The organism is Sphingomonas cavernae, assembly GCF_003590775.1.
In the GTDB taxonomy this organism is placed as follows: Bacteria; Pseudomonadota; Alphaproteobacteria; order Sphingomonadales; family Sphingomonadaceae; genus Sphingobium_A; species Sphingobium_A cavernae.
Window position 1 is genome coordinate 841122 of record NZ_QYUM01000004.1, and the last position, 26807, is coordinate 867928.

Annotated in this window: 29 protein-coding genes; 19 read left to right on the forward strand and 10 right to left on the reverse strand. The window is 65.2% G+C overall.

Translation table 11 applies throughout. The features are described from left to right. Window positions 1–86 precede the first annotated feature (86 nt). From D3876_RS19260 to D3876_RS19285, 6 genes are all read left to right on the forward strand, one after another. Entirely contained in the window at window positions 87–827 is a 741-nt protein-coding gene (locus tag D3876_RS19260; RefSeq protein WP_119765255.1) for a GntR family transcriptional regulator, read from the forward strand. Continuing rightward, the gene (locus D3876_RS19265; protein ID WP_220475491.1) at window positions 824–1861 is read left to right on the forward strand and encodes an SIS domain-containing protein; all 1038 of its coding nucleotides are present in this window, start codon (window positions 824–826) and stop codon (window positions 1859–1861) included. The genes D3876_RS19260 and D3876_RS19265 overlap by 4 nt, the downstream gene beginning before the upstream one ends. Next, window positions 1861–3003: an N-acetylglucosamine-6-phosphate deacetylase gene (nagA, locus tag D3876_RS19270; RefSeq protein WP_119765257.1), complete on the forward strand. Its 1143-nt coding sequence runs from the start codon at window positions 1861–1863 to the stop codon at window positions 3001–3003. Before D3876_RS19265 ends, nagA begins: the two co-directional genes overlap by 1 nt. Window positions 3004–3178: 175 nt before the next feature. Beyond that, window positions 3179–3604, forward strand: a complete 426-nt coding sequence (rplU, locus tag D3876_RS19275) for a 50S ribosomal protein L21 (RefSeq protein ID WP_119765259.1) — start codon at window positions 3179–3181, stop codon at window positions 3602–3604. 29 nt (window positions 3605–3633) lie between these two features. Beyond that, the gene (gene rpmA / locus D3876_RS19280) at window positions 3634–3903 is read left to right on the forward strand and encodes a 50S ribosomal protein L27 (RefSeq protein WP_119765261.1); all 270 of its coding nucleotides are present in this window, start codon (window positions 3634–3636) and stop codon (window positions 3901–3903) included. 225 nt (window positions 3904–4128) lie between these two features. Beyond that, window positions 4129–4689 (forward strand): GNAT family N-acetyltransferase, encoded by a 561-nt coding sequence (locus tag D3876_RS19285; RefSeq protein ID WP_119765263.1) that lies wholly within the window; start codon window positions 4129–4131, stop codon window positions 4687–4689. Between the two features lie 39 nt (window positions 4690–4728). On the opposite strand, the gene D3876_RS19290 is transcribed toward D3876_RS19285, so the two are convergent. Both D3876_RS19290 and D3876_RS19295 read right to left on the reverse strand, forming a co-directional pair. After that, entirely contained in the window at window positions 4729–5265 is a 537-nt protein-coding gene (locus tag D3876_RS19290; protein ID WP_119765743.1) for a GNAT family N-acetyltransferase, read from the reverse strand. A 106-nt stretch (window positions 5266–5371) separates the two neighbouring features. Next, the gene (locus tag D3876_RS19295) at window positions 5372–6232 is read right to left on the reverse strand and encodes a metal-dependent hydrolase (RefSeq protein WP_119765265.1); all 861 of its coding nucleotides are present in this window, start codon (window positions 6230–6232) and stop codon (window positions 5372–5374) included. Between the two features lie 42 nt (window positions 6233–6274). On the opposite strand from D3876_RS19295, the gene D3876_RS19300 reads away from it, so the two are divergent. From D3876_RS19300 to D3876_RS19325, 6 genes are all read left to right on the forward strand, one after another. Continuing rightward, window positions 6275–6865 (forward strand): TetR/AcrR family transcriptional regulator, encoded by a 591-nt coding sequence (locus tag D3876_RS19300; RefSeq protein WP_119765267.1) that lies wholly within the window; start codon window positions 6275–6277, stop codon window positions 6863–6865. A 52-nt stretch (window positions 6866–6917) separates the two neighbouring features. After that, a complete protein-coding gene (locus D3876_RS19305; protein ID WP_182912077.1) occupies window positions 6918–8207 on the forward strand; it encodes an alpha/beta hydrolase family protein in 1290 nt (429 codons plus the stop codon). Between the two features lie 37 nt (window positions 8208–8244). After that, window positions 8245–9297, forward strand: a complete 1053-nt coding sequence (gene obgE, locus D3876_RS19310) for a GTPase ObgE (protein WP_119765271.1) — start codon at window positions 8245–8247, stop codon at window positions 9295–9297. After that, window positions 9282–10424, forward strand: coding sequence for a glutamate 5-kinase (gene proB / locus D3876_RS19315; RefSeq protein WP_119765273.1), 1143 nt, complete (start codon window positions 9282–9284; stop codon window positions 10422–10424). The genes obgE and proB overlap by 16 nt, the downstream gene beginning before the upstream one ends. Next, window positions 10421–11335 carry an NAD-dependent epimerase/dehydratase family protein gene (locus tag D3876_RS19320; protein WP_119765275.1) on the forward strand — a complete coding sequence of 305 codons (915 nt, stop codon included), beginning with the start codon at window positions 10421–10423 and terminating at the stop codon, window positions 11333–11335. The genes proB and D3876_RS19320 overlap by 4 nt, the downstream gene beginning before the upstream one ends. A 74-nt stretch (window positions 11336–11409) precedes the next feature. Next, window positions 11410–12114 carry a carboxymuconolactone decarboxylase family protein gene (locus D3876_RS19325; RefSeq protein WP_119765277.1) on the forward strand — a complete coding sequence of 235 codons (705 nt, stop codon included), beginning with the start codon at window positions 11410–11412 and terminating at the stop codon, window positions 12112–12114. A gap of 2 nt (window positions 12115–12116) precedes the next feature. On the opposite strand, the gene D3876_RS19330 is transcribed toward D3876_RS19325, so the two are convergent. Continuing rightward, on the reverse strand, window positions 12117–13064 hold the full coding sequence (locus D3876_RS19330) for an EamA family transporter (RefSeq protein ID WP_238475456.1): 948 nt from the start codon (window positions 13062–13064) through the stop codon (window positions 12117–12119). 38 nt (window positions 13065–13102) lie between these two features. Next, window positions 13103–13642 carry a Pycsar system effector family protein gene (locus D3876_RS19335; protein ID WP_119765279.1) on the reverse strand — a complete coding sequence of 180 codons (540 nt, stop codon included), beginning with the start codon at window positions 13640–13642 and terminating at the stop codon, window positions 13103–13105. A 104-nt stretch (window positions 13643–13746) separates the two neighbouring features. Here D3876_RS19335 and D3876_RS19340 point away from each other — a divergent pair, with 104 nt between their 5' ends. The 3 genes from D3876_RS19340 (at window position 13747) to D3876_RS19350 (ending at window position 17365) form a co-directional block, all read left to right on the forward strand. Beyond that, window positions 13747–13989: an acyl carrier protein gene (locus tag D3876_RS19340; protein WP_119765281.1), complete on the forward strand. Its 243-nt coding sequence runs from the start codon at window positions 13747–13749 to the stop codon at window positions 13987–13989. A gap of 106 nt (window positions 13990–14095) precedes the next feature. Continuing rightward, the gene (spt, locus tag D3876_RS19345) at window positions 14096–15298 is read left to right on the forward strand and encodes a serine palmitoyltransferase (protein WP_119765283.1); all 1203 of its coding nucleotides are present in this window, start codon (window positions 14096–14098) and stop codon (window positions 15296–15298) included. A gap of 48 nt (window positions 15299–15346) precedes the next feature. Continuing rightward, window positions 15347–17365 carry an ATP-binding protein gene (locus D3876_RS19350; RefSeq protein ID WP_119765285.1) on the forward strand — a complete coding sequence of 673 codons (2019 nt, stop codon included), beginning with the start codon at window positions 15347–15349 and terminating at the stop codon, window positions 17363–17365. Here the strand turns inward: D3876_RS19350 and D3876_RS19355 are convergent. From D3876_RS19355 to D3876_RS19365, 3 genes are all read right to left on the reverse strand, one after another. Continuing rightward, a complete protein-coding gene (locus tag D3876_RS19355) occupies window positions 17322–18200 on the reverse strand; it encodes a hypothetical protein (protein WP_238475457.1) in 879 nt (292 codons plus the stop codon). The genes D3876_RS19350 and D3876_RS19355 overlap by 44 nt on opposite strands. Before the next feature lie 110 nt (window positions 18201–18310). Then, complete coding sequence (locus tag D3876_RS19360; RefSeq protein ID WP_119765289.1) at window positions 18311–19285, reverse strand: diacylglycerol kinase family protein; 975 nt, start codon at window positions 19283–19285, stop codon at window positions 18311–18313. Between the two features lie 7 nt (window positions 19286–19292). After that, a complete protein-coding gene (locus tag D3876_RS19365; protein ID WP_119765291.1) occupies window positions 19293–19820 on the reverse strand; it encodes a DUF2141 domain-containing protein in 528 nt (175 codons plus the stop codon). 123 nt (window positions 19821–19943) lie between these two features. Between D3876_RS19365 and lptF the strand changes: the two genes are divergently transcribed. The 4 genes from lptF (at window position 19944) to D3876_RS19385 (ending at window position 24396) form a co-directional block, all read left to right on the forward strand. Then, complete coding sequence (lptF, locus tag D3876_RS19370) at window positions 19944–21149, forward strand: LPS export ABC transporter permease LptF (RefSeq protein WP_119765293.1); 1206 nt, start codon at window positions 19944–19946, stop codon at window positions 21147–21149. Continuing rightward, window positions 21150–22244: an LPS export ABC transporter permease LptG gene (lptG, locus tag D3876_RS19375; protein ID WP_119765295.1), complete on the forward strand. Its 1095-nt coding sequence runs from the start codon at window positions 21150–21152 to the stop codon at window positions 22242–22244. Between the two features lie 97 nt (window positions 22245–22341). Beyond that, the gene (locus D3876_RS19380; protein WP_420801986.1) at window positions 22342–23136 is read left to right on the forward strand and encodes a sterol desaturase family protein; all 795 of its coding nucleotides are present in this window, start codon (window positions 22342–22344) and stop codon (window positions 23134–23136) included. 108 nt (window positions 23137–23244) lie between these two features. Continuing rightward, the gene (locus D3876_RS19385; RefSeq protein ID WP_119765297.1) at window positions 23245–24396 is read left to right on the forward strand and encodes a GNAT family N-acetyltransferase; all 1152 of its coding nucleotides are present in this window, start codon (window positions 23245–23247) and stop codon (window positions 24394–24396) included. A 162-nt stretch (window positions 24397–24558) separates the two neighbouring features. Here the strand turns inward: D3876_RS19385 and D3876_RS19390 are convergent, their stop codons facing one another. The 3 genes from D3876_RS19390 to der form a co-directional block, all read right to left on the reverse strand. Further along, window positions 24559–24984 (reverse strand): Hpt domain-containing protein, encoded by a 426-nt coding sequence (locus tag D3876_RS19390; protein ID WP_119765299.1) that lies wholly within the window; start codon window positions 24982–24984, stop codon window positions 24559–24561. Between the two features lie 91 nt (window positions 24985–25075). Then, window positions 25076–25291, reverse strand: a complete 216-nt coding sequence (locus D3876_RS19395) for a sulfurtransferase TusA family protein (protein ID WP_119765301.1) — start codon at window positions 25289–25291, stop codon at window positions 25076–25078. A 108-nt stretch (window positions 25292–25399) separates the two neighbouring features. Further along, window positions 25400–26764 carry a ribosome biogenesis GTPase Der gene (der, locus tag D3876_RS19400; protein WP_119765303.1) on the reverse strand — a complete coding sequence of 455 codons (1365 nt, stop codon included), beginning with the start codon at window positions 26762–26764 and terminating at the stop codon, window positions 25400–25402. Window positions 26765–26807 lie beyond the last annotated feature (43 nt).

A 26807-nucleotide genomic window follows, 5' to 3' on the forward strand; every position in this document is an offset into this window, starting at 1 on the left:
TGGCAAGAGGTAATCAATTGGTCTTATATGAAGCGGCAGGGGGCGCTTCCGCCCGGAAACGACAACACACTGGGAGACCGGAGGCGATGAGCCTGGCCGCGCAGATCGGATCGCTGGACACCAACGGCCACGCACCGCTCTATCAGCGATTGCAGCAGGCGCTGCGCCGCGCGATCGAAACGCAATTGATCAAGCCCGAAGAGGCGCTGCCCCCCGAGCGCGACCTCGCGACCGATTTCGAAGTGTCGCGAATCACCGTGCGCAAGGCGCTCGACGGGCTCGTTCAGGAAGGGCTGCTCACGCGGCGCCAGGGCGCGGGCACTTTCGTCGCGGGACGCGTCGAAAAGCAGTTCTCGAAGCTCACCAGCTTCTCCGAGGATATGGCGACGCGCGGCCGCAGCGCACGCAGCGAGTGGCTGAGCAAATCCGTGGGCGCGGTCACCCCCGACGAATCGCTGACGCTGGGCCTCAGCCCGGGCACGCGCGTCTTCCGCTTCAACCGCATCCGCTATGCGGACGACATGCCGATGGCGCTCGAATATTCGACGATCCTGGGCAGCGCGCTGCCCTCGGTCGATGCAGTCGACGCCTCGCTCTACACCGCACTCGAGGCTGCGGGGAACCGCCCTGTCCGCGCGCTCCAGCGCCTGCGCGCGGTGCTGTTCAACGCCGAGCAGGCCGAGTTGCTCCAGATCGAACCCGGCGCGCCCGGCCTTTTCATCGAACGACGCGGTTATCTCGAGGACGGGCGCCCCGTCGAGATGACGCATAGCTGGTACCGCGGCGACGCCTATGACTTCGTGGCAGAACTGAACGCACTCGCATGACCGTCCCCTCACCTGAATCCACAAAGATGTTTGCCGAGGCGGGTGAAGCCGGCGCGGTCGTCGCCGCGCAGCGCGCGGCCAATGCGGAGGCGATCGCTGCACTTGCCGCGCGGCTGCGCAGTCGCCCCCCGGCAGCCGTTCTCACCTGCGCTCGCGGCAGTTCGGATCACGCCGCGACCTTCGCCAAATATCTGATCGAGACGCGGCTGGGCGTCGTCACCTCGTCGCAGGCGCCTTCGATCGCATCGGTCTATGGCGTTGCCACGCGCGCCGCCGATTCGCTGTGCCTCACCATTTCACAATCGGGCAAGAGCCCCGATCTGCTCGCAACCGTCGAGGCAGCCAAGGGCGCGGGCGCGCATGTCGCGGCGCTCGTCAATGTCGCCGATTCGCCGCTTGCAGGACTCGCTGACAGCGTTCTCCCATTGCATGCCGGACCCGAGATCAGCGTGGCGGCTACCAAGAGCTATATCGCCGCGCTTGCCGCGCTGGTCGATCTCGTCGCGGCGTGGAGCGACGATGCCGAGCTTTCCGACGCGCTCGCCGCCGCACCCGCCCAGCTCCAATCGGCCTGGTCCGCCGACTGGTCGCCGCTGGTCGAGCGTCTGAAAGACGTGCGCGGTCTTTATGTCATCGGCCGCGGGCTGGGGCTCGGCATCGCGCAGGAAGCCGCGCTCAAGTTCAAGGAAACCTGCGGGCTCCACGCCGAGGCGTTCAGCGCCGCCGAGGTCAGACACGGCCCGATGGCGCTGGTCGGCCCCGGCTTCCCGCTGCTCGTCTTCCGCCAGTCGGACGAGACCGAAAGCAGCATCGACGATCTGGTTTCGGAAGTGGTCGCGCGCGGCGGGGAGGTGCTCGTCGCGGGCCCGACCACAAAGGGCGCGATCTCGCTCCCCTCCGTCCCGGCGCACCCCGCGATCGAGCCGATGCTCCAGATCCAGTCCTTCTACCGCGCGGCCAACGCGCTCTCGATCGCGCGCGGCTTCAATCCCGATACGCCGCCGCATCTCGCCAAGGTCACGGAAACCGTCTGATGGTGTTTGCCCTCGTCAATGCCCGCGTGCTTACCGATGCGGGCTTTTCCGAAGACTGCGCGGTGCTGGTCGATGGGACGCGCATCGCCGCCCTCGTGCCGCCAGCCGAAACTCCCGCGGGGACCGAGACAGTTGATCTCGGCGGTCAGGCGCTCGTCCCCGGCTTCATCGATTCGCAGGTCAATGGTGGCGGCGGCGTGCTGTTCAACGATTCGCCGACGGTCGAGGCGATCGCGGCCATCGGAGAGGCGCATCGCGCCTATGGCACCACGGGTTTCCTGCCGACGCTGATCAGCGATGATCTCGATGTCGTCCGCCGCGGCGTCGCTGCGGTCGATGCGGCGATCGAAGCCGGTGTCCCCGGTGTGATCGGCATTCATATAGAGGGGCCCTTCCTCAACGTCGCGCGCAAGGGCATCCACGACCGGTCCAAGATCCGCCGGCTCGACGACGAAGGTTTTGCCGCAGTCACCGCGCTGAAGCGCGGCAAGACGCTGGTGACCCTCGCCCCCGAGCAGACGACGCCCGAAATGATCCGGCGGCTCGATGGCGCGGGCGTGATCGTCGCCGCGGGCCATACCAATGGCAGCTACACCGAGATCCGCTCGGCGCTCGACAACGGTCTGCGCGGGTTCACGCACCTGTTCAACGCCATGTCCCCGCTCACCTCGCGCGAGCCGGGCGCTGTCGGCGCAGCGCTGGAGGATCTGGGAAGCTGGTGCGGGCTGATCGTCGACGGGCGGCATCTCGATCCCGTGACGATGCGCCTCGCCCTGCGCTGCAAGCCGGCTGACCGTTTCATGCTCGTGACCGATGCGATGCCCAGCGTCGGCATGATCGACAAGACATTCATGCTCCAGGGGCAGAGAGTGAAGGTCGTCGACGGCGTCTGCGTCAATGCCGATGGCACGCTGGCCGGCTCCGACCTCGACATGGCGGGCGCGGTGCGCAATTCGGTCGCGATGCTGGGCATATCGCTCGAGGCGGCCGTGCGCATGGCGAGCCGCAATCCCGCCGAGTTCCTGGGGCTTGGCGACATGACCGGCCGCATTGCGCCTGGACTGCGCGCCGATCTCGTCGCGCTCGACGCCGCGGGCAATGTGACACAAAGCTGGATTGCAGGCGTCGTATCGGCTAGGTGAGCCGAGTCGCCGAACGACGGGCCCGCCAACCGCAGGAATGTTCGAAATCGGCGGCTATCCGCGGGGTTTTTGCGTTGACAGCGCAGCGTTCGACGGGTAACGGGCCACTTTCCCGCGCGGGGGCTTGACCGTGGTCGATTGCTCGCGTGAACCGAATAGATGAAGAGATAAAGCCATGTTCGCTATCGTGCGCACGGGCGGCAAGCAGTATCGCGTTGCCGCAGGAGACAAGATCGTAGTCGAGAAGCTGGCGGGCAACGCCGGTGACAGCATCGCGCTGGACGACGTCCTGCTGGCCGGCGAGGGCAGCGAACTCAAGGCCACCAAGGGCCTGACCGTCTCGGCAGAGATCATCGCGCAGGCGAAGGGCGAGAAGGTTATCGTCTTCAAGAAGCGCCGCCGGCACAACTACCGTCGCAAGAACGGTCACCGCCAGCAGCACACGATCCTGAAGATCACCGCGATCGGCGCCGAGAAGGCGAAGGCCGCTCCCAAGAAGGCGGAAGCCGAGGCCCCCAAGGCCGAAGCCGCCGCGGCTGAAAAGCCCGCCGCCGAGAAGAAGGCACCGGCCAAGAAGGCCGCCGCCAAGTCCGCCGAATAAGTCGCCTGAGCGCCCAAGGAGTTTGAGAGATGGCACATAAGAAAGCAGGCGGTTCCTCCCGCAACGGTCGCGACTCAGCCGGTCGCCGCCTCGGTGTGAAGAAGTTCGGTGGCCAGGAAGTCATTCCCGGCAACATTCTCGTGCGTCAGCGCGGCACCAAATTCTACCCGGGCCGCAATGTCGGCATCGGCAAGGATCACACGCTTTTCGCGCTCGTCGCGGGCCGCGTGACCTTCCACGATGGCAAGCTCGGCCGAAAATTCTGCTCGGTAGATATTATGGCGGAAGCGGCCGAATAATCGGGCGAACCTGTTAACGGGTCGCCCTGGGGGCGACCCGAAGTCCTGCTGCGGCAGGCACAGAGGGAGACGGGATAGCCCCCGCTCCCTTTTTTGTTGTCTCCCTCAAACCGTCCCGTCGCAGGCCCTTCGCGGCCTGACGCATGGCAACGGATTTTCAATCGTTTTGTCTCGGTGCCGTAATTTTGATGCGGCAATGGGCACGCGAAAAAAGAGGAGAGACCGATGTTCGTGCGTACCGAAAGATTGCTGCTGCGGCCCGGCTGGGTCGAAGACGCGCCCGCGCTTGCCCGCGCGATCGGCGAGGAGGCGATCGTGCGCAACCTGGCCACTGCGCCCTGGCCCTATGATGTCGCCAAGGCGCGCGCCTTCCTGTCGCAGGAGCGCGATGCCAGGCTGCCGAGCTTTCTGATCTTCGCGCGCACCCACGGCGCGCCGCGACTGGTCGGCGGCTGCGGTCTTGGCCACACGCCCGACGGCAAGGCCGTCGAGCTGGGCTATTGGATCGGCCGTCCGCACTGGGGGCTGGGTTACGCGACCGAGGCCGGCCGCGCGCTGGTCGAACTCGCCCATGCGCTCGGCATCCGCACGCTGACGGCAGGCCATTTCGTCGACAATCCCGCTTCGGGCCGCGTGCTCCGCAAGCTCGGCTTCCGTCCGACGGGGCGCGTCGTGCCTCGCGGCAGCGAGGGGCGCGGCGAGGAGGCGCCGTGCGCGCTCTATGTCCGCGACGCCGAGGACGGCTCGATGCCCTGCCCTACCCCGCCCGTACCGCTCGCGGCGTAAGCCTCTGAACCGCCGCTCCGGTCACGCGCCGGGGCGGCGTCAGCGCCGCGCGCGCTTGAATACGCGCGTCTGGCTGCCCGCGAAATCGACCAGCCCTTCGGCGACATAGCCATTTTTCTCGGCCACGCGGATCGACGGCGTGTTGTCCGGATCGATGATGCATGCGGTCTCGGCGTGGGGTAGCATGGCGTCGGCCCAGCGCGTGATCGCGGCAACGATCTCGGTGGCGAGCCCCTGACCATGCGCCTCCGGAGCAAGCACCCACCCCGCCTCGGGCAGGCCGCGGATCGACTCGATGCCGCGCCCGAAATCGGCAAAGCCGGTATTGCCCCAATAGGCGCCTGTCGCCTTGTCCTCGATCGCCCAATAGCCATAGCCAAGCACGGGCCACAGTCCCGCATTGCGCAGGAATCGCGTCCAGCTCTCGGCGCGCGTAAAGGGCTTGCCGCCGATGAATTGCGTCACGCCGGAATCAGCCCAGAGATGCGCGAAGGCGTCGAAATCCTCGGCGCGATCGGCGCGCAGGATCACGCGGGGCGTTTCGATGACGGGCGCGGCGGGAAAGGGGTAGGGCATCCGCCACACCAACCACATTCGTCATGCCAGCGAAAGCTGGAATCTTTTCGGCCTTATGCGCTGAAAGAAAAGAGAGATTTCAGCTTTCGCCGGAATGACGCTAGGTTCAGGCCGCCACCGCTGCCTTGGGCATGATCGCCGCCTGATAGTCGCTTTCGGCGAGCGCGATCAGCTTGCGGTCGTCATGGTTCCACGGATGGAAGCCCGGCAGGAAAAATGCCGACCATGCCGGCAGCAGCCGGCGAAGCGCACCGGGCTTGCCAAGCAAGAACCAGGCGATGCGCAGCCACATGCCTGTACCCTCGATGCCGTCCTGCTTGAGCAGATAGGCCATGCCCTTTAACCTGTTGATCCAGAAGTTTTTGCTGACCAGCAGCATCATCAGGCTTTTCACCTTCCACCGCTTCCAGCGCGACCAGCCCTTGGTCGCGTGGAGCCAGGTGTCATAGGCGACGCCCTTATGTTCGATCTCTTCCATCGCATGCCAGCGCCACATGCGCACCAGTTCGGGATCGGCGCCCTTGAAGACACGATCGTCCGCAAGCATCTGCTGCGCCATGATCGCGGTGTAGTGCTCGAGCGCCATTGTCACAGCGAGGTTCAGAATCTGTGGGCGACCCTTGGTCATCTCGAGCGAATCGATCACCACCTGCTCGAGATGCTTGATCTGGTAGCCCGCCTCCGTCACGCGCTTGTTGAACGACACGTGCTCGCGGCTGTGGTTCACCTCCTGCTTGATGAAGGCGTTGATCTCCTTCTCCAGCTTGGGGGGCACGCCGTCGCGGTGCGCGCGTACGCTCTCGACGAAGAACGCCTCGCCGCGCGGAAACGTCACCGAAAGCGCATTGTAAAAAGCCGTTGCAATGGGATCGCCGCCAAGCCACCACCGTGTCTGCGCGCTGCCCCTGCCGAAGCGGCGGTCGCGCGGGGTAATGGTAAGGTTGGTGGGGGTCTTGTCCTGGGTCATGCCATTGCTCCTCCACATCAGGAATGAATGTTGCTTACATAGATGTCAATAGTGAAGAAGAGATTGAGCCCGGAACTGAGCCGGGCAGCCGCATTGCAGGCCGCGCGCGAGCTTCTGATCGAGGCCGGGCCGCAAGCCGTGACGCTCAAGGCGGTGGCGGGACGAATCGGCCGGACGCATGCCAATCTGCTGCATCATTTCGGTTCGGCCTTGGGGCTGCAAAAGGCGCTCGCGGAGCTGATGGCGGAAACGATTACCGCCAAGATCGGGGCGGCGGTGATGAAGACGCGCGCCGAACACGGCGATCCGCGCGTGGTGGTCGATCTCACCTTCGACGCTTTCGACACCGAGGGCGCGGGCGCGCTCGCGAGCTGGATGATCCTGTCGGGCAATGATGACGCGCTCGACCCGATCCTCAACGCGATCCACGATCTGGTCGAGGACCTCGCGGTTGATAACGAGGACGGGCTGATCCGGCAGGAAACGCTTTCACTCGTGCTCGCCGCATTGGGCGATTCGCTGCTTGGCGGACCGATGGCGAGCGCGCTCGGCCTGCCGCGCGACACGGCGCGCGAGATCGCCGCGGAACAGCTCCGCCACTCGGTCGCACACCGCCGCGCTGAGGGCGAATAAGCCAAAAGTAACGTTGCGCAGGAATGCGATTCTTCTATATCTCATTGGTATGATGAGATTTTCAGTTCCGCTTCTGCTCGGCATATTCGCCGTTTCCACATCATCGGCTGCTGCGCCCGCTGCTCCCCAATGCACGCCAGGCGCGTATCGCGGCGCCGACGGTGATTTCATCGTCATCACCGAACGGGCCAAATCGGCCGAGGACGGCGAATGGCGCTACACCTTTCGCGACGGTCGCTATGGCAGCACCAAAGGGGGGGCTGTCCAGTGCTCGGCTGATGCGCTCATGGTGACCGGACCGTCCGGCGCGGTCGAACGCTGGCCGCGCATGGCGCTGCGCATGACGCCGACGCGCTTCAAAAGCGGCGACGCGATGCTTGCCGGCATGCTCGTCGAACCTGACGTGAAAGCGGGCAAGAAGCCGCCGCTGGCCGTCATGGTGCATGGGTCGGAAAGCAGCGCCTCGATCAACCGCAATCCCTATCCCTTCGTTTTCGCGGCGCAGGGCATCGCCGCCTTTGTCTATGACAAACATGGCGCCGGCGCGTCCGAAGGGCGCTATCACCAGAATTTCCACCGGCTGGCGGCCGATGTCGTTGCCGCCTCAACCGAAGCGAAACGCCTTGCCAAGGGGCGCTTCTCGCGCTTCGGGCTGTTCGGTGGCAGCCAGGGCGGCTGGGTCGCGCCCCGCGCCGCCAATGACGCGGGGGCTGAGTTCGTCGCGATCGGCTTCGGCTTGCTCATCAATCCCCTCGAGGAAGATTCGGAGCAGGTCTTCTCCGAGTTGCGGGAAAAGGGCTATGGCGACACGGTGATTGCCGAGGCTCGCGAGATCACCGACGCGACCGGCGCGGTGATCGCCAGCCACTTCACAAGCGGCTTTGACCAGTTGGCAGCGGTCAAGGCAAGATACGGCGCCCAGCCGTGGTTCACCGCGATAACGGGCGAATTCACGGGTGCGCTGCTCGCGTCCGACGAGCCCACGCTCAGGCGCGAGGGACCCGCCAAATACGACAATCTCGACCTTGACTGGCGCTATGACGCGATCGGCCATCTGCGCCGCGTAAGGGCGCCCCAGCTATGGATCGTTGCGGGCGAAGACCGCGAGGCGCCGCCTATCGTGACGATCGAGCGGCTTCAGGCGTTGCGCCGCGAGGGCAAGCCCATCAGCATCGTCCGCTTCCCGCGCACCGATCATGGCATGTACGAATTCGAGCAGGCCGCGGACGGAACGCGACGCGACACGCGCATCACCGATGGCTATTTCCGGCTGCTCGCCGACTGGATCAAGCGCGAGACGCATTCGCCCTATGGCACTGCCGAGATGCTGACGCCCGAATAAGGTTCAAATTCGCGCGGCTTTGCACTAAGCGGCGCGGATGCATTTTCTCGATCAAGCCAAGATTTACGTACGTTCGGGCACCGGCGGCCCTGGGGCCGTCAGCTTCCGGCGTGAAAAATACATCGAATATGGCGGACCCGACGGCGGCGACGGCGGCAAGGGCGGCGATATCGTGTTCGAGGCCATACCCGGCCTCAATACGCTCATCGACTTCCGCTATACCCAGCATTTCAAGGCGCCGCGCGGCAAGGGCGGGGCTGGTTCCAACCGCACAGGCGCTGGCGGCAAGAACCTCGTCATCCGTGTTCCCATCGGCACCCAGGTGCTCTCCGAGGACAAGGAGCACGTCCTCGCCGACTTCACCAGGCCGGGCGAGCAGGTCATGTTCCTGCGCGGCGGCGATGGCGGGCGCGGCAATGCCAGCTACAAGACGTCGACCAACCGCGCGCCGCGCCAGCACGGCACGGGTTGGCCGGGCGAGGAAATGTGGGTGTGGCTGCGCCTCAAGCTGCTCGCCGATGCCGGGCTCGTCGGCCTGCCCAATGCGGGAAAGTCGACCTTCATCAACGCCGTCACCAACGCCAAGGCCAAGGTGGGCGACTATCCCTTCACCACCACGCGGCCCCAGCTCGGTGTCGTGCGCCACCGCGACCGCGAATTCGTGGTCGCAGACATTCCCGGACTGATCGAGGGCGCGGCGGAGGGCGCGGGCATCGGCGACCGCTTCCTCGGCCATATCGAGCGCTGCAAGGTGCTGCTCCACCTCGTCGACGCCAATGGCGAGGATCCCGCGGCCGCCTATCGCACCGTGCGCGATGAGCTCGAGAACTACGGCGCAGGTCTGACCGACAAGGTCGAGATCATCGCCTTGAACAAGGTCGATACGCTCGACGACGAGCTGATCGAGGCGCTCTCGGCCGAACTCGCTGCCGAAAGCGGCGCCGAAGTGCTGCCGCTATCGGGGGCCACCGGCCACGGGCTCGACGCGGTGCTCGACCGTCTGATCGCGGCGATCGGCGAACCTATCCCCGTCGCCGACACCGTCGACGAGGAGGACGAAGGGGGAAGCGGGGAATGGTCGCCGATCTGAGCCGCGACAGCGCCCGCTTCTCTCCCGCCCAGTGCCCCCGGCTCGTCGTCAAGGTCGGGTCGGCGCTGCTCGTCGATCCCGAAGGCGCGATCCGCAGCCGCTGGCTCGGCACGTTGGTCAAGGATATTGCGGAGGCGCACAAGGCGGGTCAGCAGGTGGCGATCGTCTCCTCGGGCGCTATCGCGCTCGGCGCACGCCGGCTGAAGCTCCCCAAGGGCGGGCGCGCGAGCCTTGAGGACGCGCAGGCCGCCGCGGCGACCGGGCAGATCGCGCTGTCGCAGGTTTGGGCCGACCTGCTCGCCGCGCACGGCGTCATCGCCGCGCAGATACTGGTAACGCTCGACGATCTCGAGGATCGCCGCCGCTATCTCAACGCCAGTGCCACGCTCGACCGCTTGCTGACGCTTGGCGTGGTTCCCGTCATCAACGAGAATGACAGCGTCGCCACCGCCGAGATCCGCTTCGGCGACAATGACCGGCTTGCCGCGCGCGTCGCGCAGGCCGCGGGCGCGCAGGGCGTCGTACTGCTCTCCGATGTCGACGGGCTCTATACCGCCAATCCGGGACATGATCCGGGCGCCATGCTGATCCCGCGCGTGGAGCGGATCGACGGACGGATCATGGCGATGGCCGATGGCCGCACCGCATCGGGCATGGGCTCGGGCGGCATGGTCTCCAAGCTCGAGGCCGCGCGCATCGCCAACAGTGCGGGCGCCGCGCTGGCCATCGCAACGGGCAAGCACGATCACGCGCTCCAGCGCTATCTCGACTCGGGCCACGGCACGGTCTTCCTGCCCGAAAAGCGCGCGGGTGCGCGCAAGGCATGGCTGGCCGGACGGCTGCGCATTGCGGGCGCGGTCCATGTCGATGCGGGCGCCGCCGCCGCGCTCGGCAAGGGCAAGAGCCTGCTCGCGGCGGGCGCGACCGAGATACGGGGCAGCTTCGAACGCGGTGACGTGATCGACGTCATCGATCCCGACGGAAAGACGATCGCGCGCGGGCTTGCCGAATATGACCATGCCGACGCCGCCAGGATCGTCGGCAAGCGCAGCAGTGCGCTCGAGCAGATTCTCGGCTATGCGCCCCGCGCCGCGATCATTCACCGCGACCACATGGTGCTTCTGTGACGACGACCCTCGCGCTCACCGGCGCCACGGGTTTCGTCGGCAAAACCGTCATCCGCCTCGCGCTGGACAAGGGCTTCGCGGTCCGCGCGCTCACCCGCCGCCCACAGCCGCCGCGCGAAGGCGTCACCTGGATCGACGGCGCGCTCGATCGTCCCGAAAGCCTCGCCGAACTCGCGCGGGGCAGCGATGCGGTGATGCACATTGCGGGGGTGGTCAACGCTCCGAATCGCGCGGGTTTCGCAGCAGGAAATATCGAGGGCACCCGCGCGATGGTCGAAGCAGCGGCCGCCACGGGCGTCAGGCGCTTCATCCACGTCTCCTCGCTCGCCGCGCGCGAGCCGGGCCTCTCCGACTATGGCTGGTCCAAGGCGGGGGCCGAAGAGGTCGTCGCCGCCAGCGGTCTCGACTGGACGATGGTGCGCCCCCCCGCGATCTACGGGCCCGAGGACACAGAGATGTTCGAGATGTTCCGCATGGCGCGGCGCGGCATCGTGCTGTTGCCGCCCGGCGGACGCATGTCGGTGATCGAGGTCAACGATCTCGCGCGGCTGCTGCTTGCACTTGTCCCCGATCGCGCATCGGTCGGCGCGATCTACGAGGCTGATGACGGCGTCGAGCATGGCTGGACGCACAAGGGTTTCGCCGAGGCGCTGGGCTATGCGGTCGATCGCCGTATCGCGACCTTCGCTGCGCCCAAATCGATGCTGCGCGTCGCCTCGCGCATCGACCGCGCGGTTCGCCGCTCAAAGGCCAAGCTCACCGCCGACCGCGTCAACTATTTCAGCCATCCCGACTGGGTGATCGACCCGGCAAAGCGCCCGCCAGCGGAGCTGTGGCAGCCCCAGGTCAACACACGCGCCGGGCTCAAGGCCACCGCCGCCTGGTATCGCCGCAAGGGCTGGCTGGGTTAGGCCAGGGTTGTCAATTGCGGCTTTCGCGGCAAAGTCGGCCATATCCCCATGAACGGAAAGGCGACGCGGCTGCGATGAAGACCGAAAGCAAGGCGCCGGCCACGGTCGACCAGCGCGAATCCCGCATTCACGGCGACGGCCCACGCATCGCACCACTGGCGGTGGAGGAACTGTCCGACGAACTGCTGCAGATCGTTTCCCGCATGGCCCAGATCAATTCCGTGATCGCCTCACGCGAGCAGGGCGCGCTTACAAAGGTGATGGAAACGAACGACGCGGAAGGATCAGCGGCCGACATATCCGCCGATCTGGGCGAGCTTCCCGAGATCGTCAGGACGATGCTGCGCCACCCCGATCTGTTCGCGCGGCATACCGAGGTGGGGCTTCACCTGTTGCGAGAGGGGGCCTTGTCCGCGCGCGATCGGGAGCTTGCCATTTTGCGCATCGGCTGGCTGTGCCAGGCGCCCTATGAATGGGGTGAGCATGTCTTCGTCGCCAAGCGTTTCGGCGTCACCAGCGCCGAAATCGAGCGTATCACCGAGGGGCCGGACGCCGAGGGCTGGAGCGAACTGGACAGCGCGATCCTGCGCGCGACCGACGAGCTGCACGGCGACGCGATGATATCCGATGCAACCTGGGATGTGCTCTCAGGGCACTATGACGACAGGCAGCTCATCGAATTGCCCATCGTCGTGGGGCAATATCAATTGGTCGCCTATTATCAGAATTCGTTACGGCTGCGGCTTCACAACGGCAATTTCGGGCTGAAGGCGCGCTAGCCTCAAACGGGCTCGCCGCGCCGCCAGGGGAAACCGGGCAACCGCGACGCCATCGGCCAGAGCACGTTGATAGCGAGCCCGCCCATGACGAGCGCCGCCGCGCCGAGCTTCCAGCCGGGCAGCGCTTCCGCGAGCAGCAGCGCCGAGGCGCCCATGCCGAAGATCGGGATGAGCAGCGCGGTCGGCGTAATCGTCGCCGCCGGATAGCGCGCGAGCAGCCAGCTCCACGCCGCATAGCCGAACATCGTATTGCCCACCGACTGCCAGACGACCGCAGCCCACGCCTCCGGGCTCGCCGCGACCAGAGCGGCGCCGATCGCCGTCGGTCCTTCGAGCAGCAGCGATGCGATCAGCAGCGGCGGGATCGAGAACAGGCTCGCCCAGACGACATAGGCGAGCATGTCGGTCGTCCCGCTCGACTTCGCGACCTGATTGCCGCCCGCCCAGCTCATCGCGGCGACGAGCGCAAGGCCAAGCCCGAAGGCGGTCGTGCTCCCGCCGGTATGCGCCATGATCACGCCGAAGCCGATCGTCGCGAGCAGCAGCGCGAGGATCTGGAAGCCGCGCAATCGTTCGCCGCTGAGCCACATCGCGAGGCCGATGGTGAAGAAGACCTGCGCCTGCATCACCAGCGACGCGATCCCCGGCGAGATATGACCGTCCATCGCGATATAGAGCAGACCGAACTGGCCAAAGCCGATCAGAAAGCCATAGCTCGCAAGCGATCGCCACGAGACCGCCGGCCGCTTGAGAATGAAGGCCGCGGGCAGCAACGCGATGATGAAGCGCAGCGTCGCGAACAGCAGCGGCGGGAAATCGTCGAGCGCGACGCGGATCACAACGAAGTTGGTGCCCCAGACGGCCACCACCGCCAGCGCGAGCAGGGCGTGGCGCAATGACAGCCCGTGTGTGGTTGCGGCGGAATGGACGGAAGCGCTCATGCCGCGCATTTAGCAGCGCTCCTCACGCGGTCACGCGCGAAAAACGATCAGGCCTGAAACAGATACTGCGCCGCAAAACTCGTGAAAGTCAGCACCAGCCCGACAAGGAACGTCTTGTAGGCCAGCCCCAGAAATCGGTATTTCTTGCGCTGGAGCACCTGCCCGTTCTGATAGACGTCGCGCAGCATCGCGCGGTACAGCGTTTCCTCGTCGCGCAGCGCCTCGATCACGCCATCGGCGAACTCCTGCTCGGACATCTGCGTGAAGGTGCCGAAGAACAGCATATTGGGGTTGCCGCCGGGCGACGGCTTCGTCTTGGGCAACACCGCGAAGACCGCGAGCATCGCGGAAACGAAGGAGAAAAAGGCGAGCACCACCAGCGGCGCCGAAACGTCTCCGCCGCGCGCCTGTCCGATCGAGATGGTGAAGACGACGAAGGTCGCGCCCATCAGGATACTCGCCTTCTGGTCGGCCATCTGGCTGAGCTGGACGTTGATCTGCTGCACGGTACGGACCAGATGCACCGCATTGGGCGGAAATTTCTGCCCCGGCGCCGCGGCGGGCTTGCTGGCTGGTTCGTCCCCCATGGCGCGATCATGACACGCCCCCCTGCCCTCGACAAGCAACGCGAACGCCGCTTTTGTGCCGCAATCGCTTGGCAATGCAGCACACACAGGATTAAGGACCGCGCATGACCGACAGACAGCAGATTTTCGAAACCGTCTCGGCGCAGATCGAGCCCTTCAACAAAAAGGGTGTCGCGCTTAGCGAAACCACCACCTTTGCGGGCGATCTCGAATGGGACAGCCTGACCGTGATGGACTTCGTCGCCGCGATCGAGGACGAGTTCGACATCATCATCACGATGAACATGCAGGCCGAGATCGAAACCGTCGGCCAGCTCGTCGACGCGGTCGGCAAGCTCAGAGGTTAAGTTTTAATTGTCATTCCCGCGAAAGCGGGAATCCATGAACTCAGTTTCATCCGGACGAGGCGGTGTTCGTGGATCCCCGCCTCCGCGGGGATGACAGGGACAAAAAATGACCGACCTCTTCTCCAAGTTCGATCCGCTGATCCAGCAGCGCGAGGCGTTGCTCGCGACGGGCGTGAAGGATCCCTTCAGCCTCGTCATGGAGGCTGTGAAGTCCCCCACCGTCGCGGTCTGCAACGGCAAGGAGACGATCCTGCTCGGTACCTACAACTATATGGGGATGACCTTCGATCCCGACGTGATCGAAGCGGGCAAGAACGCGCTCGACACATTCGGCGCGGGCACCACGGGCAGCCGCGTCCTCAATGGCACCTATCAGGGCCACAAGGAGTGCGAGGAGGCGCTGAAGGAATTCTACGCCATGGATCATGCCATGGTGTTCTCGACGGGCTATCAGGCCAATCTTGGCATCATATCGACGATCGCGGGCAAGGGCGACTATGTCATCCTCGATATCGACAGCCACGCCTCGATCTATGACGGCTGCAAGATGGGCGACGCCGAGATCGTCGCCTTCCGCCACAACGACATCGAGGCGCTCGAAAAGCGGCTGAAACGCCTGCCCGCAGAGGCTGGCAAGCTCGTCGTGCTCGAGGGCGTCTATTCGATGCTCGGCGACATCGCGCCGCTCAGGGAAATGATCCGCGTGTCGAAAGAGGCGGGCGCGATGGTGCTTGTCGACGAGGCGCATTCAATGGGCTTCATCGGCCCCAATGGCCGCGGTGTGGCGGAAGATCAGGGCGTTCTGGAGGACGTCGATTTCGTCATCGGCACCTTTTCCAAGAGCGTCGGCACCGTCGGCGGCTTCTGCGTCTCCAACCATCCCAAGTTCGAGATCCTGCGCCTCGTCTGCCGCCCCTATGTTTTCACCGCCTCGCTCCCGCCGAGCGTGGTCGCGACCGCCGCGACTTCGATCCGCAAGCTGATGCACGGCTCCAACAAGCGCGCGCATCTCTGGGAAAATTCGAAGCGCCTGCACAAGGGCCTCAAGGAACTGGGCTTCCAGCTCGGCACCGACGAGCCCCAATCGGCGATCATCGCGGTGATCATGCCCGATCTCGAGCGCGGCGCGGCGATGTGGGAAGCGCTGCTGGCCGAGGGCCTCTACGTCAATCTCGCCCGGCCGCCCGCGACCCCCGCCAACATGACGCTGCTGCGCTGTTCGCTGTGCGCCGAGCACTCCGCGGAGCAGGTCGAGCAGATTCTCGGCATGTTCGCGGCAGCAGGCCGTAACGTCGGCGTGATAAGCTAGGCATCGTCTTGCTTTCCTTGGCCGCAGCGATTTGTTAATCCTTTGAGCATGGCGGTCGAGGAAACCGACTTCGGGGGCGAAGAAAGCGCACAACCGGGCTGGCAACGCTGGCTTGGCTGGATTGGCGCGGGGATCGTCGTTTCGATCCTGATCGCGCTGATCGCGATGCTGGCGCTGTCGTCGCGACAGCGCGACACCGCGCTCATATGGCAACAGCGCAGCTTCGAGGTGATGATCGCGGTACGCGCGATCGAGGGTCAGATGGCGCAGTCCGAAGCCACGCTCGGCCGCGCGGTGATCGCCTCTGACAAGGATGTCGCGCGCCAGTTCTACGATAACTGGCGGCGCACCGGCAGCATGATCACGCGGCTCCAGCGGATCACACGCACCAATCCGCAACAGGCCGCGCTTTTGCGCGATCTTCAGGCGCTCTACCGGACACGCAGCGAGGAACTCGAGGAAGCCGCGCTCCGGCTCAATTATGACCAGAAACAGAATGCGCTTTCGGTCTATTTCAACGCGGGCAAGTCCGAAACGCCCGACCGGATCAGGGCGATCTTTCGTGAGATTGTCGCCAATGAGCAGACGCTGCTCGCCGCCCGCACGGGCGAGGCGAAGGGCTTCATGGCGCAGTCCAACAAGCTCGCCGCGACATTGTCGGTTCTCGGCCTGCTGCTCGTCGTCGGCGCGATCGGCCTCGGCTGGACGGCGGTGGATGCGATCACCCAGCGCCGCCGCGCACGCCGGACCGCAGACATCGAGACGCTCCGCGCCGAAATGCTCGAAGGCGCGGTCGCCGAGCGCACCACCGAACTGCGTCTCGCCAACCAGCGGCTGCTTGCCGAGGCAAGCGAGCGCGCTCATGCCGAGGCGCAGTTGCGCCAGATCCAGAAGATGGAGGCGGTTGGCCAGTTGACCGGCGGCATCGCGCACGATTTCAACAATATGCTCGCGGTCGTCGTTGGCGGCCTCGAACTCGCCAAGCGCAAGCTGCACGATCATGCGGCCGATGCCGAGCGCCATCTCGACAATGCGATGGAAGGCGCCAATCGCGCCGCCGCGCTCACGCGCCGCCTGCTCGCCTTTGCACGTGCCGAACCGCTGCTGCCCCAGGCGGTCAATCCCGATACGCTGGTGCGCGGCATGAACGACCTGATGGACCGCACGCTGGGCGAGCGTATCCGGCTCGAGGTCGAAAGCGTCGCGCACCCTTGGAGCATCTGGGTCGACCGTCACCAGCTCGAAAACGCGATCCTCAACCTCGCGGTCAATGCGCGCGACGCGATGGAGGGCGAAGGCAAGCTCATCATCCGCACCTCCAACGTTGCGCTTGCGGCTGACGAGGTCGGGGAATCACTGCCCGGCGACTATGTGCGGGTCGACGTGACCGACACGGGCTGCGGCATGTCGCGCGAGGTGCTCGATCGCGTGTTCGAACCCTTTTTCACCACCAAGCCTGTGGGCAAGGGCACGGGTCTCGGGCTCAGCCAGATCTTCGGGTTCGTCCGGCAGTCGGGCGGAGAAATCAGCATCGCCTCGGCCGAAGGGCTTGGCACGACGGTCTCGCTCTATCTGCCGCGCCACCATTCGGGCGAGGATGCCGATCAGGACTCCGCCGCCCCCCGGCCCGAGGTCGTCGAAGAGGCACTGCCCCAGCCCTCGCTTGCCAGTCGCATAGCGCTGGTCGTCGAGGACGATGCGCGCGTGCTCGCCGCCACGTCAGGCGCGCTCGAGGAACTGGGCGTCACAACGATCTGCGCGGCTTCGGCCGAAGAAGCGATCGCGATCCTCGAACGCGACAGCGCGATCGACATCATTGTCAGCGACGTCATCATGCCAGGGATGACTGGCCCCGAATTCGTCGCCAGGGTCGCGCCGCTCTATCCCGACGTCGCGATCCTCTTCGTCACCGGCTATGCCGATGTCGACGACGCGGGCGCCTTTGGCGGGCATTCGGTGCTCAGGAAGCCCTTCACGATCAGCACGCTCGAAAACGCGATCGAGGCGGCGCTCGCTGCGGCGCCTAACGCACGGCGCCGCGCGACAACAGTCGCGGCAGCAGAATAAGCGCCCCCAATATCGGGAAACGGCGCTGCCAGGGGCGGACTTCTATTGCCGTTCCGGCGTGGCGATTGATCTTCCATGCTAGATAGTCGATGCCGCCCGCAAAGGTCAGGCTGGCCTTGGCGAGGCGGATCAGCGTCAGCGCTTTGCCATTGCGCCGCAGCCGCCGCCAGCGTGCGTCGAGATCGGCCAATTTAGCCGGAGGCGCGCTGGAAAGTGCCGCCGACAGCCGCCGATAGTGGTCCGGATCGAAATCGACGATCGACCCCGAACGGTCGCTGCGCTCGGCGCGGAGTTCTGCGCCATAGGTGAGCGCGAAGCCGCGCCGCCACAGATCGAGCGGATCGTTCGAGGTAGCTTGCGGCGTCAGCGCCGCCATGGTCGCAGGGGCCTCGGCGATCGCCGCGATCGCAGCCTTGCGCGCCGTATCGTCCGCCGCCCAGACCAGCCGCGCGGGCTGCGCGAAGCGCGCCCAGACCGAAACGTTGCTCGCCTCGGGCCGGCACAGGCGCGAGAAGTCGCTTTCGCTCAGCACCGCATATTTGGCGGCAAGGCCGTCATAGCCGAAAGGAAAGACGTTAGGCGGAATCATTCGGTTTGCGCTGGCCAGCCAGCTCTTGCCATAGGCCGCGCGATAGTCGGAGACGATCAGGTAGAAATCGAGCATCTGTCCTTCGAGCTCGGCGGTGCGCAGGCATGAGCCATAGAACAGTACGGCGCGCGCGGCGGCACCATATTGCGCGGCGATCGCCCCGGCCATCCTGACGACGCGCGGATCGGACGGCTCGGCCAGTTCGGCTGCGATCAGGATTTCAAGGGTCGATGATGTTTGGGCCAAATTCACTTCCGTCATTCCAGCGTAAGCTGGAAGCTCTTTACCCGTACGCCAGCATCTAAAGAAAAGGGAGATTCCAGCTTACGCTGGAATGACGGCCAAGGTGGTCATGTTCACGCCGCCAGGCGCAGGAATGGCACGGGCGCGGTCGAGGTCAGTACGATCGGATGATCCCGGTCGGCCCGGAAGGTTTCGCCGTCGAGGATAACGCTCGAGCCATCGCTCTCGATGCGGACGATGTCGCCGCGCTCGAAATGGACGCCGCTCAGCTTTTCGCGTCCCAGCCGTCCGAAGATCGCGCCATAGAGCGCGCGCACCATCGCCGGGAAGGTCAGCTCGACCGCCATGAACTTCATGCGGCCGGGGACGTGCGCGCCATTGTCGGCGCGCGCGGCCAGCAGCATCTTTTCCAGCGTGGTGACGATGAACACCGAGAAATAGCCGAGCGGCTGCCCTTCGCGGACGAGCGAGATGCGAACCGGATTGGGCTTGGGCGGCAGGAAGCTGGTGCGGATGCCGAACAGCGCGGACACCAGAACTGCCAGCGCGGTCAGCATATGACTGATCCCGTTGGGCAGCCCAAGCGGATAGATCTTGGTGCGGCAATAGAGGATGCTGTCAGCCAGCCCCGCGCCACCGAGGAACATCCCCAGCGTCGGCCGCGAGCCCGCGACGCCGTCGCTGAGCGCGATCAGCTCGCGCGCGACGATATGGTCCGAAAGGTCCGCCTTGCTCAGCTCGATCACGCGTTCGAGCGCCGCAAGCGCATCGCCCGCCGCCCCGAGGTCGAGCGCGATCAGGTTGGTCTTGCCGTTGGGCAACACCGCAACCGGGGGCGGTGCATCACCGAAATGGCCGACATGATAGAGCTCGGTCAAGGCCGCCTGCACCGTTCCGTCACCGCCGTTGATGACGAGGATCTTGGGCTTCACGCGCGCGATGGTGCGCAACGCCTCGCCGATCTGGCCGACATGCTCCACCTCATAGTGGAAGATGTCCGGCCTGCCCGCGCAGAAGCTCCGCACGCGCGGCAAGAGCGAGCGATTGCCCGTCGAGCGCGGATTGGAGAGGAGCGCGACGCAAGCCATGGTTCCGCTATGCTCCCACCGGCTTGAAGGAGAGGCCCTGAATATAGTTCAGCGTAACCGGGACGACCCGCGCGCCATTGCCCACCGAAAACGCCACCCGGTTGATGTCGGGCTTGCGCTTCAGCGCCAGGTCGCTGATCGAAACGCTCGGATTGCCCGAAAAGCCGCCGCCATCGGCGCGGCTCGTCTTCCCGTTTCCGTCGACATCGTGACGCACCGAGATCGCGTAGCGGCCCGCCTTGGGCACGGGCACGCAGATGTCCATCGCGCCGCTGCGCGTGGCCGCCACGTCGACGCGTTCGACATACTGCTTCTTCTCGAGGAAGGTCGCCTTGTTGTCGGTATAGAGCTGGACGCGGACCACGCCGGTGCGGGCCTTCAGGCCGTTCACGCGCGCGATCACCGCGGGTCCGCCATTCTGGCAAGACGCCGCATGCGGCCCAAGCGTCGTCGCCCCGGCTGCTGCAAGAGGGATTGCAAATGGCATCGCGGCCGCCACAAGGCCGGTGAACGCGACACCCGAAAGTTTCAACATGACCTCTTCACTCCTGGACGCTATATCCAAGCCCGTTGCCGGACATGGTTTGCCCCCGTGTCTTCCTGAAGATCGGCTGCGTTTGCGGCCAAATCATGGTCATGGGACGACTGAATTCTGAAAATGCTCACGTCCACCGACCGTTATCTCGCCAGGTTGATCGCCTTGCCCCTCTTCGGGACGCTCGTGATCGCCGCGATGCTGCTGGTACTCGACAAGATGCTCCGGCTGTTCGACTTCGTCGCGTCGGAGGGCGGACCGGTCAGCGTCGTGTGGCGGATGCTCGCCAACCTCATCCCCGAATATCTCTCGCTCGGCATCCCGATCGGACTGATGCTCGGGATTCTGCTCGCCTTCCGCAAGCTCGCCACCTCGTCCGAGCTCGACGTGTTCCGCGCGGTGGGGATGAGCTACGGTAGGCTGCTGCGCGTGCCCTATATGTTCGCGATCGCGCTCGCGCTGGTGAACCTCGCCATCGTCGGCTTCGTCCAGCCCTATGCGCGCTATGCCTATGAGGGGCTGCGCTTCGAGCTGCGGTCGGGCGCGCTCGGCGCATCGATCAAGGTCGGCGAATTCACCCGGCTGGGCAGCCGCATCACGCTGAGAATCGAACAGAGCCGCAACCAGGGGCGCGAGCTTTCGGGCATCTTCGTGCGCGCCGAAAGCCGCAACCAGCAGTCGGTTTCGGCCACCGCCAAATCGGGTCAGTTCCTCGCTACCGACGATCCCGACACGATCATATTGCGGCTTACAAACGGCGTGCTGATTCACGACGCGCCCAATTTCAAGACGCCGCGCGTGCTCAGCTTTTCGAGCCACGACCTGCCGATCGACCTCCCCAAGATCGAGGCGTTCCGCGGCCGCGGCGGCGCCGATCGCGAACTGACCATCCCCGAGCTCGTGCGCGTCAACCGCGACGCCCGGACGCCCGACACGCTGCGCAACGAAACGCGCGCCAATTTCCATTTCCGCATGGTCGAGGTCGCGATGATGCTGTTGCTGCCGCTGCTCGCGGTCGCGCTCGCCGTCCCCCCAAAGCGATCATCTTCGGCGCTGGGCGTGTTCCTGTCGATCGTGATGGTCGTGACCTATCACAAGATCAATGAATATGGCGAAGGGCTGGGCGCGCTCGGCCGGGTCGATCCGATCATCGCGCTATGGGGGCCATTTCTGCTCTTCGCCGCACTGATCATGTGGATGTACCACACCCTCGCCACCGTGCCCGGCGGCCAGCCCATCGGCGCGCTGGAACGCGCCTTTTCGGGCCTCGGCAAGATCGTCAAGAAATGGTTCCGCTTCGGGCGGCGCAAGCTGGAGGCAAGCGCCTAAATGCAGACCCAGTTTTTCCCGTCGCGCACCATGTCCATTTACATGGGCCGGATGTTTCTGGTCCGCAGCTTCGCGGTGCTGGCCGCGCTGGTGCTCGTCCTGCAGGCGCTCGACCTGCTTGGCGAATCGGACAAGATTCTGGCCTATCCCGGCAACGGCAACCCTGAACTGTGGACCTATGTGACGTTGCGCACGCCACAGATCATCGCGCGGTTCCTGCCCTTTTCGGTGCTGCTCGGCACGCTCATCACGCTGATCACGCTCAATCAGAACAGCGAGGTGGTCTCGATGAAGGCATCGGGGCTTTCGGCGCATCAGGTGCTGGCGCCGCTGATCCTCGCCAGTCTGCTCGTCGCGGGCGTCTCCTTCGCCTTCAACGAACGCATCGTCGCACGCGCTTCCGACACGCTCGACCGCTGGGAAAAGGCCGATTTCGGTCCGCTGCCCAAGGACAAGGCGCTGCAGACCAATGTCTGGGTGCGCGACGGCAACAATCTCGTCCACGCCGCCGAAGTGCGCGGACGCGGCGCGAATACACGGCTCGACAAGGTCACGATCTATGACCGCGAAGCAGACAGCCTGCTCCAGATCATCGAAGCGCCATCGGCGAACTTTTCGGGACAAGGCTGGACGCTTGCGGATGCCACGCGCTTCAATGTCGCGACGGGGGTGACCGAGCCGATGGGCACGATCACCGTCGGCGAGAGCATCCGCCCCGACCAGTTCACGCTGGCGCAGGTCGATCCCGACGGCCTGTCCTTCATGGGGCTCAAGGACGCAATCGCCGATCTCAACGATGCGGGCCGACCGACGCGCGCGCTGGAAGCCAATTTATGGCACAAGATCGCGGGTCCCCTCTCCTCGGTGCTAATGCCGCTATTGGGCGCGGTCGCCGCCTTCGGCCTTGCGCGCTCGGGCCAGCTTTTCCTGCGTGCGGTGATCGGCATGGCGCTTGGCTTCGCGTATTTCGTCGCGGACAATTTCGGGCTCGCCATGGGCAATCTCGGCGCCTATCCGCCCTGGCTAGCGGCCTGGGGCCCATTCCTGCTGTTCTTCCTGATCGGCGAGACGGTGCTCATCCGGACCGAGGAATAGCGCCCGGTCTTGGCCCCATTTGTGCCGTATTGCCCCGGCAGAGCAGACCATTATATTGCTTGGCCTGCGTCTGAGAGACCGGGCCGACGACCAGTGAATCGAGGGTACGCACGTGAAAACCGCTGAAACGGCGCAGACCGGCTTCTGGAACAAATCGCATCATCTCGACCGGATGACGCTGAAAGAACTCGTCGTCGCCTATTTCCAATATCCGGCGATCATCGCCTATCTGCTGCTCGCCGTCGTCGGCATCGGGCTTTGGACATGGCGCCCCGCGCCGCTCCTCCAGACCGCGGCCTCGATCGGCATTGCGGTGCTGATCTATCCGCTCGCCTGGTATTCGCTGCACCGGTGGGTGCTCCACAGCAAGTGGATGTGGAAGCACAAATGGCTCGCGGGCACGTGGAAGCGGATCCATTACGACCATCACCAGGACCCCAATCATCTCGAGATTCTGTTCGGCGCGCTTCACACGACGCTGCCGACGATCGTCATCGCGACCGCGCCGCTCGGCTATCTCATCGGCGGCTTCGGCGGCGCCGCGATCGCGACCGCGACTGGGCTGCTCACCACCTGCTTCTACGAATTCTGCCACTGCATCCAGCATCTGGCGTACAAGCCCAAGAACAAGCTCATCCTCATGATGAAGCAGCGCCACATGGCGCATCACTTCCATGACGAAACGGGCAATTTCGGCATCACCAACTATTTCTGGGACCGGCTGTTCGGCACGCTCTACGACCGCGTTTCGGAGCGCAGCAAGAGCCCGACCGTGTTCAATCTCGGCTACACGCCCGAGGTTGCCGAGACCTATCCCTATGTCGCCGATCTCTCGGGCGGCGTCGCCACCGGTCACCCGGTCGAACGGCTTCGCGCGAAGATGAAGGGCTGACTTGGCGCGCCCCGGCGTAAGCCGGGGGCCCAGCTTTTTGCGAAAGCCTCTGGACCCCGGCTTGCGCCGGGGTAAAACCGCGCCCGACATGCGGGGAACCAACATAAAATGACCGACATCACCATCCGGCCCGTCGAAACCGCGGCCGATCGCAAGGCGTTTGTGGACCTCGCTTACCGGCTCAATGCCAGCGATCCCAATTGGGTGGCCCCGCTCAAGGCGGAGGTTCACGGCCTGATCACGCCCGCCAAGAACCCCTGGTTCGGCCATGGCGAGGCGCAGCTCTTCCTCGCCGAGCGCGATGGCCGCGTGGTCGGACGCATCTCGGCGCATATCGACCATCTCGCGCTCACCCAGCCTGCGGCGCAGGGCATGGGCCCGGGCACCGGCAACTGGGGGATGATGGAGGCTGAGGACGAAGCCGTCTTTCAGGCGCTGATCGGGCGCGCCGAGCAGTGGCTGCGCGAAAAGGGCATGCACCGTTCGCTCGGCCCCTTGAGCCTGTCGATCTGGGACGAGCCCGGCCTGCTCGTCCGCGGCTTCGATCATCCGCCGACGGTGATGATGGGGCACAACAGCCCCGCCTATCGCGACTGGGTCGAGCATGCCGGTTATGCTGCCGCCAAGTCGCTCCTCACTTACGACGTCGATATCACCGAAGGTTTTCCGCCGCTGGTGCAACGCATCGTCCAGTCGGGCGAGCGCAACAGCCGCATCGTCATCCGCAAGGTCGACAAAAGTCACTTTGACCGGGAAGCCGCGCTGATCCTCGGCATCCTCAACGATGCCTGGTCGGACAACTGGGGCTTCGTGCCACTGACCGACGACGAGATTGCCTATGTCGGCAAGAAGCTGAAGCCCATCGTCTTCGAGGACCTGATCATGGTCGCCGAGGTCGAGGGCGAGCCCGTCGCTTTCATGATCGTGCTCCCCGATCTCAATGAGCCGCTCAAATCGATGGGCGGATCACTCCTTCCCTTTGGCTGGGCGAAGCTGCTCTGGTGGCTGCGCAAACCGAAGGTCAGGACGATGCGCGTCCCGCTGATGGGCGTGGTCAAGAAGCTCCAGTCCTCACGACTCGCCAGCCAGCTCGCCTTCATGATGATCGAATATATCCGGCGCGAGGCCATCAAGAACTACGGCGCCACGCGCGGCGAGATTGGCTGGATCCTCGACGACAACCAAGGCATGCGCGCGATCGCCGAAACGATCGAAAGCACCATCAACCGCGAATATGTGATCTACGAAAAGCCGCTCTGAGCGTGGCTGGCCTGTGTCCCTCTATGTACCCCGGCGCAGGCCGGGGTCCAGAGTGACTCGGTTCCGCGCCTATGTGCCACTGGACCCCGGCCTGCGCCGGGGCACTCAGCGGTGCGCTCGCGCCTGTCACACATGGATTGCGACCGCAAGGAAGCGAACGCTCTAAATTCGCCCGAAGCCCTGGTTGTTGACCACGGGCTTCTTGCCGAATGCCGCGCGGCGCTCCACGAGCGGATTGCATTCGCGTTCGAGCAGCGCGAGCGTCGCCTCGAAGGTCGGGCGGAGCTGGACGACCTGCTGGAGCACCTCGTCGGGGGCTTCGTGGGTCTCGACGCAGCGGCGCGCAACCGCCTCGATCTGCTCGGCGAGCACCGACAGCGGCTCGGCGCCGAACTGGTGCGATTCGCCCTTCAGCGTATGCGCAGGCAGAATCAGCGCGGTCGCGTTCTTGGCGCGCATGGCCTCCTCGATCGCGGCGACCGATTTGGTGCCGTCTTCCCGGAAATAACCGAGAATCCGGATGAAATCCGCGCCAAGTTCTTGCCGCGCAGCAAGAAAGGCCGGCCAATCGACGAGAGTCTGATCCATCTGGGTCACGAAACCCGATCCTCCAGTAATCTGAAACGCTTGTTCCCGATCGGCAGAATAGCCCGAGGGCGGTAAACAGAGCGTTGACGCGTCAGGTTTCGATTTCGAAACCGGAGCCGATCCCGGTCGCGACGGGCGCGACCGCCCAGCCGCGCTCCTCGGCGAGCGCCGCAATCTCTCCAGCCGCGATCGGATCGTCGGCGACGATGCGGATCGTCGCGCCCGCACCCGCCTCACGCGCCGCACGCGCGAGTCTCAGCACCGGCCAGGGGCAGCGCATCCCGCGCGCATCGACGAGCGGGGTCATGCGATTACCTCGGAGTACCCCGGCGAAAGCCGGGGTCCAGGAGTCACGAGCACCGTGATCTGCCACCCTGGACCCCGGCTTTCGCCGGGGTACTCGAAGCGGAGTCCCTCACTTCCCATAGGGATTCTTTGGCGCCCTCAGCGTCAGCCGCACGGGCACCGCACCAAAGCCCAGCTCGCGGCGGATTCCGTTGACCAGATAGCGGCGATAGCTTTCGGGCAACTGGTCGACGCGCGTTCCGAACAGCACGAAGCCCGGCGGGCGCGTCTTGGCCTGCGTCACATAGCGCAGCTTGATGCGCTTTCCGCCGGGCGCCGGCGGCGGATTGGCTTCGATCGCGCGCTCGAACCAGCGGTTGAGCTGTCCCGTCGAAACACGCTTGGACCACGCCTCTCGCGTCTCGAAGGCGACGTCGACCATCTGGTCGATGCCCTTGCCCGTCGCCGCGGAAACCGCGATCAGCGGCACGCCCTTCACCTGCGCCAGTCCCTCGTCGAGTGCCTTGCGTATTCCCTGAAACAGGCTGGAGGGATCCTCTGCGACATCCCATTTGTTGATCGCGATGACGAGCGCGCGGCCTTCCTCGAGCACGCGGTCGGCGATTCGCAGATCCTGTACCTCGAGCCCGCGCGTGGCATCGAGGAGCAACACGACCACCTCCGCAAAATCGACCGCATGGAGGGCATCGGCGGCCGAGAGCTTCTCCAGCTTGTCCTGCACCTTGGCCTTTTTGCGGAGCCCGGCGGTGTCGATCAGCCGCAGCGGGCGCGCACCACCCTCATGCGGCCAGGCGAGATCGATCGCGATCGAGTCGCGCGTGATCCCCGCCTCGGGACCCGTGATCATCCGGTCTTCGCCGAGGATCTTGTTCACGAGCGTCGATTTGCCCGCATTGGGCCGCCCGACGATCGCGAGCTTGAGCGGACCATCCTCGTCCGCGTCGTCGTCATCGTCATCGCCGTCGTCCCCGCGGTCGATATGCGGGAGGAGCGCTTCGAAGAGATCGGCGACGCCTTCGCCATGCTCGGCGGAAATCTGCACGGGATCTCCGAATCCGAGCTCAAGCGATTCGAGAATACCCGCCTCACCCGCGCGCCCCTCGGCCTTGTTGGCGACGAGGATGACCGGCGTGGTGCTCCCGCGCAGCCACCGTGCGATCTCGGCGTCGAGCGGGACGATCCCCGCGCGCGCGTCGATCAGGAACAGCGCGACATCGGCCTCGGCAACCGCGGCTTCGGTCTGCACGCGCATCCTGCCGGGAAGGCTCTGCGGATCCTCGTCCTCGAAGCCCGCCGTATCGAACAGGCGGAAATCAAGGCCAAGAAGATTGGCCTCGCCCTCTCGCCGGTCGCGTGTCACGCCGGGCAGGTCGTCGACCAGCGCGAGCTTCTTACCGACGAGCCGGTTGAACAATGTCGATTTGCCCACATTGGGTCGCCCGACAATGGCGACAACGGGCAATCTCCTGGCCATCTGGCCTTCTCCATAAGCAATCGAGGACGACCCACCCCAGATG

Coding starts and splice junctions, on each gene's coding strand:
- D3876_RS19260 (WP_119765255.1), top strand. CDS start 87: ATGAGCCTGGCCGCGCAGATCGGATCGCTGGACACCAACGGCCACGCA.
- D3876_RS19265 (WP_220475491.1), top strand. CDS start 824: ATGACCGTCCCCTCACCTGAATCCACAAAGATGTTTGCCGAGGCGGGT.
- nagA (WP_119765257.1), top strand. CDS start 1,861: ATGGTGTTTGCCCTCGTCAATGCCCGCGTGCTTACCGATGCGGGCTTT.
- rplU (WP_119765259.1), top strand. CDS start 3,179: ATGTTCGCTATCGTGCGCACGGGCGGCAAGCAGTATCGCGTTGCCGCA.
- rpmA (WP_119765261.1), top strand. CDS start 3,634: ATGGCACATAAGAAAGCAGGCGGTTCCTCCCGCAACGGTCGCGACTCA.
- D3876_RS19285 (WP_119765263.1), top strand. CDS start 4,129: ATGTTCGTGCGTACCGAAAGATTGCTGCTGCGGCCCGGCTGGGTCGAA.
- D3876_RS19290 (WP_119765743.1), bottom strand. CDS start 5,265: ATGCCCTACCCCTTTCCCGCCGCGCCCGTCATCGAAACGCCCCGCGTG.
- D3876_RS19295 (WP_119765265.1), bottom strand. CDS start 6,232: ATGACCCAGGACAAGACCCCCACCAACCTTACCATTACCCCGCGCGAC.
- D3876_RS19300 (WP_119765267.1), top strand. CDS start 6,275: ATGTCAATAGTGAAGAAGAGATTGAGCCCGGAACTGAGCCGGGCAGCC.
- D3876_RS19305 (WP_182912077.1), top strand. CDS start 6,918: ATGAGATTTTCAGTTCCGCTTCTGCTCGGCATATTCGCCGTTTCCACA.
- obgE (WP_119765271.1), top strand. CDS start 8,245: ATGCATTTTCTCGATCAAGCCAAGATTTACGTACGTTCGGGCACCGGC.
- proB (WP_119765273.1), top strand. CDS start 9,282: ATGGTCGCCGATCTGAGCCGCGACAGCGCCCGCTTCTCTCCCGCCCAG.
- D3876_RS19325 (WP_119765277.1), top strand. CDS start 11,410: ATGAAGACCGAAAGCAAGGCGCCGGCCACGGTCGACCAGCGCGAATCC.
- D3876_RS19330 (WP_238475456.1), bottom strand. CDS start 13,064: ATGCGCGGCATGAGCGCTTCCGTCCATTCCGCCGCAACCACACACGGG.
- D3876_RS19335 (WP_119765279.1), bottom strand. CDS start 13,642: ATGGGGGACGAACCAGCCAGCAAGCCCGCCGCGGCGCCGGGGCAGAAA.
- D3876_RS19340 (WP_119765281.1), top strand. CDS start 13,747: ATGACCGACAGACAGCAGATTTTCGAAACCGTCTCGGCGCAGATCGAG.
- spt (WP_119765283.1), top strand. CDS start 14,096: ATGACCGACCTCTTCTCCAAGTTCGATCCGCTGATCCAGCAGCGCGAG.
- D3876_RS19350 (WP_119765285.1), top strand. CDS start 15,347: ATGGCGGTCGAGGAAACCGACTTCGGGGGCGAAGAAAGCGCACAACCG.
- D3876_RS19360 (WP_119765289.1), bottom strand. CDS start 19,285: ATGGCTTGCGTCGCGCTCCTCTCCAATCCGCGCTCGACGGGCAATCGC.
- D3876_RS19365 (WP_119765291.1), bottom strand. CDS start 19,820: ATGTTGAAACTTTCGGGTGTCGCGTTCACCGGCCTTGTGGCGGCCGCG.
- lptF (WP_119765293.1), top strand. CDS start 19,944: ATGCTCACGTCCACCGACCGTTATCTCGCCAGGTTGATCGCCTTGCCC.
- lptG (WP_119765295.1), top strand. CDS start 21,150: ATGCAGACCCAGTTTTTCCCGTCGCGCACCATGTCCATTTACATGGGC.
- D3876_RS19385 (WP_119765297.1), top strand. CDS start 23,245: ATGACCGACATCACCATCCGGCCCGTCGAAACCGCGGCCGATCGCAAG.
- D3876_RS19390 (WP_119765299.1), bottom strand. CDS start 24,984: ATGGATCAGACTCTCGTCGATTGGCCGGCCTTTCTTGCTGCGCGGCAA.
- D3876_RS19395 (WP_119765301.1), bottom strand. CDS start 25,291: ATGACCCCGCTCGTCGATGCGCGCGGGATGCGCTGCCCCTGGCCGGTG.
- der (WP_119765303.1), bottom strand. CDS start 26,764: ATGGCCAGGAGATTGCCCGTTGTCGCCATTGTCGGGCGACCCAATGTG.